This is a genomic window from Kitasatospora sp. NPDC043950 (assembly GCF_056435345.1).
Map to the genome: position 1 here is coordinate 1 of NZ_JBWKER010000108.1, position 10,882 is coordinate 10,882.

A 10,882-nucleotide genomic window follows, 5' to 3' on the forward strand; every position below is an offset into this window, starting at 1 on the left:
CCCCCCCCCCCCCCCCCCCCCCCCCCCCCCCCCCCCCCCCCCCCCCCCCCCCCCCCCCCCCCCCCCCCCCCCCCCCCCCCCCCCCCCCCCCCGGGACCCCAGCCGTCAGCCGTCAGCCGTTGGGGAGGATGACGGCGCGCCCGTTGATCCGGCCGCTGTGCAGGCGCTCGTAGGCGAGCGGCGCCTCGTCGATCCCGTAGGTCTCGACGTGCACGTCCACCGCGCCGGCCCGGGCGAGGTCGAGGACCTCGATCAGCTCACCGCGGGTGCCCCAGTACGGGGAGGACACCGAGACCTCGTACGGCAGGGCGCCGAAGCCGACGGCCAGGGTGCCGCCGCCGAGGCCGACGATCGTCACGTCGCCCTCCACCGCCGCCATCGCTCCGGCCGCGGCCGCCGTGGGCGGGGCGCCGACGAAGTCCAGCACCACCTGGGCGCCGATGCCGCCGGTGAGTTCGCGCACCCGGGCGGGCGCGGAGGCGTCGGAGCGGACCGTCTCGTGCGCGCCGACGCCGCGGGCCAGCGCGAGCTTCTCCTCCGTCACGTCCAGGGCGATCACCCGGGCCGCGGTCATCGCGCGCAGCAGCTGGATCGCGACGTGCCCCAGGCCGCCGGTGCCGATCACCACGGCGGTGCTGCCGGGCGTCAGCTTGCCGAGCGAGCGCTTGATGGCGTGGTACGGGGTCAGGCCGGCGTCCGTGAGCGGCACGGCCCGGACCGGGTCGAGGCCGCCGAGCGGCACCAGGTGCCGGGGGCTGTCCACCACCATGTACTCGGCCATCGCCCCGGGGGCGCCCAGGCCGGGCGGGCGGATGCCCAGTTCGGCGGCGCGCAGGCAGTAGTTCTCCTTGCCCTCCGCGCACTTGGCGCAGTTGCCGCAGCCCCACGGCCCGTAGACGGCGACCGGTTCGCCCTCGGCCAGGCCGGTCACGCCCGCGCCGAGCGCGGCCACGGTGCCGACGCCCTCGTGCCCGAGGGTGAGCGGCAGGGGGAAGGAGAGGCGCTCGGCGGGCATGCTCATCATGGCGATGTCGGAGTGGCACACCCCCGCCGCGGTGACCTTGAGCAGGACCTGGCCGGGGCCGGGCTCCGGATCGGGGACGGTGACCACCTCGGGGGCGGCGCCGACGCTGCGGTACTGGACTGCCTTCATGGGTTTCGGACTCCCTCTCTCGGTCCCCCCGGACTTGCCTGTCCCCCCGGTTGCGCTGCCCCGGCTCCCGGACGGGCCGGTGGCGGGCCGGTCAGCGGGCCGCGTAGGCGCCGTCGACCAGGTGGTAGCTGCCGTGGATGAAGGAGGCCCGGTCGGAGAGCAGGAAGGCGGTCAGTTCGGCGACCTCCTCGGCGCGACCGAGCCGGCCGGCCGGGTGCAGGGCGACCAGTGCCTGACGGGCCTCCTCGTCGGCCGCGCTCAGCAGCGGGGTGTCGATGAAGCCCGGGCCGACGGCGTTGATCCGCACGCCCTGCGCGGCGTACTCCAGGGCGGCGGTCTTGGTCAGGCCCACCACACCGTGCTTGGCGGCGGCGTAGGCGGGCGAACCGGCGAAGCCGTTGGTGCCCAGGATCGAGGCCATGTTGACGACGGCGCCGCCGCCGGCCGCCAGGATGGCGGGGATCTCGTAGCGCAGCGAGTAGAAGACGCCGTCGAGGTTGGTGGCCAGGACCCGGCGCCACTGCTCGGGCTCGTACGCGCCGGTGGGGGCCTTCGCGCCGCTGATGCCGGCGTTGTTGACGGCCAGGTGCAGGGCGCCGAGACCGTCCACGGTGGCCTGGACGGCGGCCCGCACCGACTCCGGGTCGGTGACGTCCGTCCCGATCGCCAGGGCCCGGGCGCCGGCGGCCTCCAGTTCGGCGGCGGCCTTGCGGGCGCCCTCCAGGTCGAAGTCGGCGACGGCGACGGCCGCGCCGCCGGCCGCCAGGCGGCGGGCCACGGCGAGGCCGATGCCGGAGGCACCACCGGTGACCAGTGCGGCCTTGCCGGTGAACTCCTGGGGGTGGTCGGTGCCGGTCATGGCGTACGTCCTTTCGTGCGGGTGCGCCGGGGGGGCGCGGTGGTTCAGGCCGGGCCGTCGGGGGGCGGTTCGGCGGCGAGCAGGTCGAAGGCCCGTTCCACGAGGTCGGGCAGATCCGGTTCGTCGGCGCCGACGGGGTGGCGGACCCAGGCGCGGGAGGCGGCCTGGAGGGCCGCCACGCCGAGGCCGACGGCGACGGCCGGGCGCAGGTCGTACTCCGCGTCCAGGCCGAGGCGGGCGGCGGCGATCCGGATGGAGGCCTCCTCCTCGTCGACGCAGATCCGCCGGTAGGCGGCGGTCAGCGAGGGCTCGGCGGCGATCAGGCCGAACAGCTCCCGCACGCCGGGGCGCCGGTGCCAGGCCGGGTCCCGCTCGTCGCCCAGCCAGACCCGCAGCGCCGCGCGGTAGGCGGCCACCGGGGCCTCGGCGGCGGGGCGGGCCGCCAGCGTCGCGTTGATCCGGCCGAAGTCGGCGCGCAGGCAGTCCAACACGGCGTCCTCGCGGGAGGCGAAGTATCGGCTGAAGGTGCGGCGGGAGACGTCGGCCCGGTCGGTGACGTCCTCGACGGAGACGGCGGCCAGGCCGCGGTCCAGCACCAGCTGGAGGGCGGCGGCGGCCAGTGACTCGCGGGTGCGGCGCGCCTTGCGGTCACGCCGCCCCTCGGTGCTGTGCTCGGCCTTCTCGGTGGTCACGGGAGCCACCGTACACCCGGAAATGTCTCATTGGGACATGAGTCCCGACGGGACGCGAACCCGCCCCGGGCCCCGCGGGAAGGCGGGGGCCGGGGCGGGCTCGGAGGCGGGTCGAGTGGAACGGGTCAGACCGACGGTTCAGGCGGCCGGGTCAGGCGGCCGGGTCAGGCGGGGACTATCGCGAAGGAGCCGTTGCTGAGCGGGGTCTCGGTGTAGGGGCCACTGTTGATGGCCTGCGGGGAGTAGCCGTCGAAGACCTGGCCGTTGACCGTGACGCCGGAGAAGTCCAGGCGGCTGAAGGAGGGGTAGCTCTGGCTCGGGGACTCGATCACGGCCTCGGCGCTGACGTTCTGGCCGTCGAGCTGCTGGCGGGTGCTCTCGCTCCAGCCCTTGGTGGTGTCGGTGATCTGCAGGGTGTAGCCGGAGCCGCCGTCGTTGACCACCGAGGCGGTGAAGCTGTCACCGGCGTCCACCGGGTCGCTGAAGTACTGCGGCGGGGCCGGGTACATCTCGTACCAGGCCGAGTAGACCGGGGAGCCGCTGGAGCAGTCGGCCTGGACACCGGTCTGCTCGACGGTCTGCGAGCCGTAGCCGTCGATGCCGACCCACGGGGCGAACAGGTCGTTGGCGGAGTTGCACTGCACGGCGGGCATGGTCCAGGAGCCGGAGACGCTCTGGAAGCCGCTGCCCTGGGCGACGTAGCCGCCCCAGACTCCGCCGTCGTAGCGGGCGCCGTGGCCGAAGCGATGCGCGGCGCCGTAGCCGTGCGCGGCGGTGTGGGTGGCGGGGGCGGCGGTCGCGGGGGTCACGGCCGCGGCGGCCGGGAGGGCCAGCAGGGCGGCGAGCACGAGCCGGCCGGTGCGGGAAAGGGCCATGGGGGGCTCCTTCACTGGGGGTTGAGGGGGTGCCGCCCAGCTTGCGGGCGTCGCGGGCGGGCCGGGAAGGGAGCCGCGTGGGCAGGAACCCGACATGGCGGGAACATGTCGACCGATCAATCCCTTGATTTCGGGCACCGAGTGGCGCACAGTCGGCTCGTCCACTGGCGGTGGAGGGCGAGGAGGGCGCAGTGTCGGGGACGGGCATGCTCGCCGGACTCGGCCTCGGCACGGTCGAGGAACAGCTCTACCTGCGGCTGCTCGGCGTCCAGGCCGCCGACCCGCAGTGGTTGGCCGCCCAGATGAACCTCCAGGCCTCGATCGTGCTCGCGGCGCTGGTCTCGCTGGCCGCTCAGGGGCTCGTGGAGGCCTGCGCGGCCGGGGCCTGGGCGGCGGTGCCGCCGGACGTGGCGGTGGAGGAGCTGCTGCTGCGGCGCGAGGTCGAACTGCGGCGCGCCCGGGGGCGGATGGGCGAGCTGATGCGCGCCTACCGGCAGGGCCGGGACGGCAGCGGCTCCGACGGGCCGGCCGAGGTGATCTGCGGGCGCAGGTCGGTCGCCGAGCTGTGGCGCACCCTGCAACAGGGGGTGCGCCGGCAGTTGCGGGTCCTGGACCGGCCCCCGTACATCCGGCGCAGCGATCCGCAGACCGAACTGGCCCTGCTGGCAAGGGGGGTGACGACCAGGGTGGTGTACCACAGCCAGGTGCTGCGCGATCCGGAGCGCCTGGCGGAGATCCACTCCTTCACCACGGCCGGGGAGCAGGCCCGGGTGCACACCGAACTGCCGCTGAAGCTGGCGCTGTTGGACGACCGCTGGGCGCTGCTGCCGGTCAGCGCGGGCACCGAGCTGCAGAGCGTGCTGCTGATCCGGCCCTCCACCCTGCTGGACGCGCTGGCCGGGCTGTTCGAGCTGTACTGGGCGCAGGCGATGCGGCTGCCCGCCCTGCCGGAGGAGAACCCGGAGGACCGGCACCGCCGGCTGCTCCCGCTGCTCGCGGCGGGGCTCACCGACGAGTCGATCGCCCGCCAGCTGGGGGTGTCCACCCGGACGGTGCAGCGCTGGGTGCGGGAGCTGATGGACCGGTTCGGGGCCCGGACCCGGTTCCAGGCGGGCATCCAGGCCGCCCGGGCCGAGCTGCTGTGAGCCGGCTGCGCCACCGTCGGGCCGGCCGCCGGGGCCGGAGGCCTGGCCGAGCGGCCTGAAGGCCGCCGCCGAGGGCGGTACCGCGGGCGGTACCGAGGACATCGCCGACGACGCCCGGGCCGGCTCCCGCACACGCGGGCCCCGCCCCGCTCCGCGCGAGTGCGCAGGTCAAGGCCGGGCCGGGTGCGCGCGGGAGGCCCGGTGACCGGGAGAATGGTGCGGACAGTTCACCGGAAGTACAGAGAAAGCGAACCCCCACCATGGATCTCGGCGTGCGCTGGAAGCTGCACGGTGACGGGCGTACGCCCGCGCCGGGGGCGGTCGTCCGCCCCGACGAACGGCTCTCCTGGCCCCGCACGGCAGGGCTCGGCGCCCAGCACGTGGTGGCCATGTTCGGCGCGAGCTTCGTGGCGCCCGTGCTGATGGGGCTCAACCCCAACCTCGCGATCATGATGTCCGGCGTCTCGACGATCATCTTCCTGCTGGCCACCCGCGGCCGGGTGCCCAGCTACCTCGGCTGCTCGCTGTCCTTCGTGGGCGTGGCCGCGGTGATCCGGGCGCAGGGCGGCACCAGCGCGACCGTGACCGGTGCGGTGTTCGTGGTGGGCGCGGCGCTGTTCCTGGTGGGCCTCGCGGTCCAGCGGTTCGGGGCGCGGATCATCCACGCGGCGATGCCGCCGATCGTGACCGGCGCGGTCGTCATGCTGATCGGCTTCAACCTCGCCCCCGTCACCGCGTCGACCTACTGGCCGCAGGACCAGTGGACGGCGCTGCTGGTGATGCTGTTCACCGGTCTGGCCGTGGTGTGCCTGCGCGGCTTCTGGTCGCGTGTGGCGATCTTCCTCGGGCTGCTCTTCGGGTACGGGATCTCCTGGCTGTTCGACCAGGTCTTCGGCAAGATCCACTCGGTGGACGCCGGCGGCCACCTCACCGACCACTGGCGCCTGGACCTGTCGGGCGTCGGCAAGGCGGACTGGATCGGCCTGCCCGCCTTCCACGGCCCCTCCTTCCAGTGGTCCGCGATCCTGGTCGCCCTGCCCGTGGTGATCGCGCTCGTCGCGGAGAACGCCGGGCACGTCAAGGCCGTGGGCGAGATGACCGGCCAGACCCTGGACGACAAGCTCGGCGTCGCGATCTCCGCCGACGGCGTCGGCTCCATGCTCTCCACCGCGCTCGGCGGCCCGCCGAACACCACCTACTCCGAGAACATCGGCGTCATGGCCGCCACCCGGGTCTACTCCACCGCCGCCTACTGGGCCGCGGCCGGCTTCGCGCTGCTGTTCGGCGTCTGCCCGAAGTTCGGCGCCGTCGTCGCCGCGATCCCCGGCGGGGTGCTCGGCGGCATCACCGTCATCCTGTACGGCATGATCGGCCTGCTCGGCGCGCAGATCTGGATCAAGTCCAAGGTGGACCTGCGCAACCCGCTGAACCTGGTGCCGGCCGCCGCGGGCATCATCATCGGCATCGGCAACGTCACCCTGAAGTTCACCGACACCTTCAGCCTCAGCGGCATCGCGCTGGGCACCCTGGTCGTCATCACCGGCTACCACACGCTGCGGGCGCTGGCCCCCGCACACCTCAAGACGCAGGAGCCGCTGCTGGACGAGGGCACCTCCTCCTACGACGAGGGGTCCGGCGAGGACGGCGAGTCGGGCGGGGCGCAGCGGCGCACCCCGTAAGCGGGGCGGTGGCCGTGGCCGTGGCGGTGCCCTCGGCCACGGCCACGGCTACGGCTACGGCTACGGCTACGGCTACGGCTACGGCTACGGCTACGGCTACGGCTGGAGCCGACCGGCGGAAGTGACCGAAAGGTACTTCCGCCCGTGCTTCCGCCTGGCCCGACGGGCCGTCAGGTGGTCGAATCGCTCCGTGCACCCGGGCCGGCCGGCCCGGGCGCGTCCGTTCCGGCCACTCATCCCCCCGGGAGAGGCATGTCCCTTCTGTCGCACCACCGCAAGGTCGCCGTCGGCGCCGTGGCCCTCGCCACGCTCGCGATCTCCTGCGGCTCGGCCACCGCGAGCAGCTCCGCCGTCGTCGCCGGCCCGACCCGGGCCGCCGCGGCGGGCAAGGTCCTCTGGACCCCGAGCACCAGCAAGGGCCCGTCCTCCTTCGCCTCCGTCCAGTGCGCGTCGGGGAACTTCGACGTCGTCAAGGACCCCGCCAAGGGCAGTGTGTGGCGGGCGTTCCAGGCCGCGGGCGAGGAGCGCTGCGAGACGCTCAGCCCCAACCTGAAGGAGGGCGACACCTTCTACCTCGGCTGGTCGTCCAAGGTCGACATCCAGGACTCCAACAGCCGCTACGTCTTCCAGCTCAAGTGCTCGCCGAGCACCGACACGGCGAACCACCCGATCGAGATCGACGCGACGACCGGACGCATCCGCCTCCAGGAGTGGGACACCGACCACGTCGCGCACTCGCTGTGGACGGCGCCGACCACCAACGGCCAGTGGCACTCGTACGCGCTGAAGATCCGCCTGGGCCGCACCGACGGCACCATCGACTTCTGGTTCGACGGCGTGAAGCAGACCTTCACCACCGGCTCGGGCACCTTCACGGGCACCACCTGGGACGGCGACCGCAACTACCTCAAGTGGGGCTCCTACCACCCCTCCTCGGGCGACGCGACGAACACGTTCACCAGCCCGATCATGGCGACCACCCTGGAAGCGGCCACGGCCGGCTCGTAACGACGCCCGGCCCAGATCCTGTCCGGAGGCCCGGACCGCAGCTCGCGGTCCGGGCCTCCGGCCTTTCCCGGCACGGCGCCGGAGCTCGTCACGGCCGGCCCGCCGCCGGGCCGACCCGCCCTCCCCGCCGGCCGATCAATTCGCAGCACCCGAGCGGCCCGACCGGTGAATTCCCCCGGACATCGACCGGTGCGACGTGACCCCGGTCACACGATCGGGGCCTTCGGGGGCCTCCGGGTGAGAAGGGTCACGCCCGGCGGGCCGGCGGGCGCCCGGACGGCGACAGGGCCCGGCAGGACTGGGCGGGCGGGGTCGCGACACGGTCCGAGGTCCTGTCCGCTTCGGGACCTTGGTCGCGACTTCGGCCGACCTTCGGCCCGGTGGCGCCCCCCTCGCACCCGGGCAACCGTGGACGGTCGCCCGGTGTGAGCGGGCGATGGCGCCGTCCGCCGGACGGCGTCCTTCCCTGCCGTCTACCCGGCGCACGGTGAGCGGGCCATCCGCCGCCGTACGCTCCGGAGGACCCCCAGCACATGTCCCAGACCATCGACAACGCCCCGTATACCGCCTTCCACCGGAGACTGGCCCTCGCCTGCTCCGGTGGGCCGCTGCTCGACGGCTACATCCTGAGCATCGTCGGCGTCGCCCTGATCGGGATGCGACCCGAGCTCGGCCTGTCCACCGCGGAGGTCAGCCTGATCGGCGCCGCCGCGCTGGTGGGCATGTTCGTCGGCGGCGCGCTCTTCGGCGTGCTGACCGACCGGATCGGCCGGGAGGTGATGTACACCGCCGACCTGCTCGTGATGGTCGCCTGCTCGGTGCTCTCCTTCTGGGTCGACACGGTGTGGGCGATCGCCGTGCTGCGCTTCGTGCTCGGCATGGCCGTGGCCGCCGACTACCCCATCGCCACCTCCCTGCTCGCCGAGTGGCTGCCCGCCAAACAGCGCGGGCGGCTGCTCGGTCAGCAGATCATCGCCTGGTACGCCGGCTCCGTGCTCGCCTACGTGGTGGGCTACGCGTTCCTGGAGCTGGCCGGGCCCGGCAGTTGGCGGTGGATGCTCGCGAGTTCCACGGTGCTGTGCGTGGTGTTCCTGGTGATCCGCCGCGGCACGCCGGAGTCCCCGCGCTGGCTGGCCGCCCACGGGCGGGTCGGCGACGCGGTGCGCGTGGTCGAGAAGCACCTCGGCGTACGGGTGGACGGCCGCGAGCTGATGCCCGACCCGGCCGAGCGCGGCCGCCCCGGCGGGCTGCGCCTGCTGATGACCCCGCCCTACCGGCGCCGCACCCTGTTCTGCGGCCTGTTCTTCCTCTGCCAGGTCGGCCCGCTGTTCGCGATGCTCACCTTCGGCCCGCAGATCCTCTCCTCCTTCGGCATGCCCGGCGGCACCGTGATGGAGACCCTGGGCACCGGGCTGATCAGCCTCGTCTTCCTGCTCGGCTGCTACCCGGCCCTGCGCCTGATCGACACCCGCGGCCGGCGCCCCGTCATCATCTGGTCGTTCGCCCTGATGGCCGTCCCGCTGGCCCTGCTGGGCGTGTGGCCCACCGCCCCGGCGGCCGTCGCCCTGACGGCGCTGTGCGCGTACGCCTTCCTGTGCGGCGGGCCCAACGTCCTCGACTGGACCTACCCCAACGAGCTGTTCCCCACCGAGATCCGGGCGACGGCGGTGGGTGTGGCGACCTCGGTGAGCCGGATCGGCGCGGCCGTCGGCACCTACCTGCTGCCGCTGTCGCTGTCCGGACTGGGCACCGGTCCGACCATGCTCATCGCGGCCGGCACCACCGTGGTCGGCCTGCTGGTGTGCGTTCTGTGGGCCGAGGAGACCCGGGGCACCGCCCTGGGCGCCGCCCCGGCCGCCGGCCGCACGGCCGCCAGGCCGGCCGTCCCGGGCCAGCGCGTCCCGCAGACGGCGCGCTGAGGGTGCGCCGAGGTGCACTGACGGCCACCGCGTGACGCACCGGCGGCGCTGTCCGGGACCTTCCGGGCAGCGCCGCCCGGCCGACCGGACCTGAGGTGTGACGCTCGTCACAGGCGATCGGAACGGCTCGCCGACACCCTCGGGGCGGTGCGGGGCGGCCGGCGCCCCGGCGTCGCCGCCTGTCGCACCGGAGGGCGGGCGGGCTGTCGCAAGAACGGGCCGCGCCCGCCGCCGCCGGCCGCCCGACCTGCGGGGGTGGGACTCGCCGGCCGGAGCCGGCACCGGCGCCGCTCGCCGGCTTCACCCCTCGGCCCGTCCGCCCGCGACGGGCCGCCGCAGCACATCGCGGTGGTCGCCCCGTGGCGCGAAGCTGGCCGATCCCGGGCTGGTCGGCGGATTCTCGCTGAACCCGACTCAGATGTTCATCCGTAGGTTATGCGACGGTCGACCGGTGGTGGGCCGCTGGACGGAGGGATGGACGATGGGACGAGTTCTGACCGAATTGGTGGGCGACGCGGCGACGTTCGCCGAGGCGCTGGAAGAACGCCGGCCGCAGGTGTTCCGCACCGCGGGCTGGCCGGCGGGGCTGCCCCGGCCGGGCGAGTTGGACGAGGCGCTGCGCGGCGGACTGCTGCGGGTGCCCTACGTCGAGATGGTCCGGGCGGGTGCGGTCGTACCGCCCGCGGAGTTCTGCACGACCCGGGTGGTCGCCGGGCGCCGGGAGGAGGGCTTCGCCGACCCTGACCGGATCGCCGCCCTGCTGGCCGACGGCGCCACGCTGCTGCTGCCGCAGCTGGACCAGTGGCACGCGCCGGTGCGCGCGCTGGCCACCGACATCGCGGTCGAACTGGGCCGCCGGACCGAGGCGTTCTGCTTCGCGACGGGTGCCGGCCGGCGCGGGCTGGACGTGCACCGGGACGACGCGGACGTGCTGGTCGTCCAGCTCGCGGGAAAGAAGGAGTGGACGGTCCACGAGGCCCCCGCCGACGGGCGCTGGCGCCCGGGGCTGGCCCCCGAACCCGGCGCGGTGGCGCTCAACTCGGTGCTCGGGCCGGGCGAGGTGCTGTACGTGCCGCGCGGGGCACCACACACCGCGACGGGCCACCAGGGCCTGTCGGTGCACCTCTCGTTCACGATCCGGGAGGCGGGCACGGGGCAGCTGCGCGGCGCCGTCGGCGAGTGGCTGGCCGGCGGCGACTGGGCGGCCGGGCTGCCGGAGCGCCCGGCGAAACCGGCGGAACTGCTGGACACGGCCGCGGAGGTGCTGCGACTGGGCCGCGCCCGGCTGGCCGAACTGACCCCGCAGGAGCTGCTGCGGCTGGCCCGGGGGCCGCTGCCCGCGCCGGTGACGGACGACGGTCAGGCGGCGCCGGGTCACGGACCGCTGGCCGCCGGCGGCTGAGCCGGGCCGAGACCGGGCGGGGCCTGAACGCACGAGGGCGGGGGGGGGGGGGGGGGGGGGGGGGGGGGGGGGGGGGGGGGGGGGGGGGGGGGGGGGGGGGGGGGAGAGAGAGACGGGGAAAGAGGGGGGGGAGAACAACAAAAGTAAGGG

Annotated in this window: 9 protein-coding genes; 5 read left to right on the top strand and 4 right to left on the bottom strand. The window is 74.7% G+C overall.

Going from position 1 to position 10,882, the window contains the following annotated elements; all coding sequences use genetic code 11:
• Positions 1-112 precede the first annotated feature (112 nt).
• The 4 genes from AC07BF_RS37075 to AC07BF_RS37090 form a co-directional block, all read right to left on the bottom strand.
• A complete protein-coding gene (locus AC07BF_RS37075; RefSeq protein ID WP_478319539.1) occupies positions 113-1,153 on the bottom strand; it encodes an NAD(P)-dependent alcohol dehydrogenase in 1,041 nt (346 codons plus the stop codon).
• 91 nt (positions 1,154-1,244) lie between these two features.
• Positions 1,245-2,012, bottom strand: coding sequence for an SDR family NAD(P)-dependent oxidoreductase (locus tag AC07BF_RS37080; RefSeq protein WP_363629396.1), 768 nt, complete (start codon positions 2,010-2,012; stop codon positions 1,245-1,247).
• A gap of 44 nt (positions 2,013-2,056) precedes the next feature.
• Positions 2,057-2,704 (bottom strand): TetR family transcriptional regulator, encoded by a 648-nt coding sequence (locus AC07BF_RS37085; protein WP_363585830.1) that lies wholly within the window; start codon positions 2,702-2,704, stop codon positions 2,057-2,059.
• A 164-nt stretch (positions 2,705-2,868) separates the two neighbouring features.
• On the bottom strand, positions 2,869-3,579 hold the full coding sequence (locus AC07BF_RS37090) for a G1 family glutamic endopeptidase (RefSeq protein WP_400985949.1): 711 nt from the start codon (positions 3,577-3,579) through the stop codon (positions 2,869-2,871).
• 191 nt (positions 3,580-3,770) lie between these two features.
• On the opposite strand from AC07BF_RS37090, the gene AC07BF_RS37095 reads away from it, so the two are divergent.
• From AC07BF_RS37095 to AC07BF_RS37115, 5 genes are all read left to right on the top strand, one after another.
• Positions 3,771-4,724, top strand: coding sequence for a helix-turn-helix domain-containing protein (locus AC07BF_RS37095; RefSeq protein WP_400985947.1), 954 nt, complete (start codon positions 3,771-3,773; stop codon positions 4,722-4,724).
• A 260-nt stretch (positions 4,725-4,984) separates the two neighbouring features.
• On the top strand, positions 4,985-6,403 hold the full coding sequence (locus AC07BF_RS37100) for a uracil-xanthine permease family protein (RefSeq protein WP_363585833.1): 1,419 nt from the start codon (positions 4,985-4,987) through the stop codon (positions 6,401-6,403).
• A gap of 252 nt (positions 6,404-6,655) precedes the next feature.
• Complete coding sequence (locus AC07BF_RS37105; protein WP_478319538.1) at positions 6,656-7,411, top strand: heparin lyase I family protein; 756 nt, start codon at positions 6,656-6,658, stop codon at positions 7,409-7,411.
• Between the two features lie 533 nt (positions 7,412-7,944).
• Positions 7,945-9,330: an MFS transporter gene (locus tag AC07BF_RS37110; RefSeq protein WP_363585835.1), complete on the top strand. Its 1,386-nt coding sequence runs from the start codon at positions 7,945-7,947 to the stop codon at positions 9,328-9,330.
• 481 nt (positions 9,331-9,811) lie between these two features.
• Complete coding sequence (locus AC07BF_RS37115) at positions 9,812-10,732, top strand: JmjC domain-containing protein (protein WP_363585836.1); 921 nt, start codon at positions 9,812-9,814, stop codon at positions 10,730-10,732.
• The last annotated feature ends 150 nt before the right edge of the window (positions 10,733-10,882 follow it).

Excerpts from the sequence above, each read along its gene's own strand:
- AC07BF_RS37075 (WP_478319539.1), bottom strand. The coding sequence starts at position 1,153 with ATGAAGGCAGTCCAGTACCGCAGCGTCGGCGCCGCCCCCGAGGTGGTC.
- AC07BF_RS37080 (WP_363629396.1), bottom strand. The coding sequence starts at position 2,012 with ATGACCGGCACCGACCACCCCCAGGAGTTCACCGGCAAGGCCGCACTG.
- AC07BF_RS37090 (WP_400985949.1), bottom strand. The coding sequence starts at position 3,579 with ATGGCCCTTTCCCGCACCGGCCGGCTCGTGCTCGCCGCCCTGCTGGCC.
- AC07BF_RS37100 (WP_363585833.1), top strand. The coding sequence starts at position 4,985 with ATGGATCTCGGCGTGCGCTGGAAGCTGCACGGTGACGGGCGTACGCCC.
- AC07BF_RS37105 (WP_478319538.1), top strand. The coding sequence starts at position 6,656 with ATGTCCCTTCTGTCGCACCACCGCAAGGTCGCCGTCGGCGCCGTGGCC.
- AC07BF_RS37110 (WP_363585835.1), top strand. The coding sequence starts at position 7,945 with ATGTCCCAGACCATCGACAACGCCCCGTATACCGCCTTCCACCGGAGA.
- AC07BF_RS37115 (WP_363585836.1), top strand. The coding sequence starts at position 9,812 with ATGGGACGAGTTCTGACCGAATTGGTGGGCGACGCGGCGACGTTCGCC.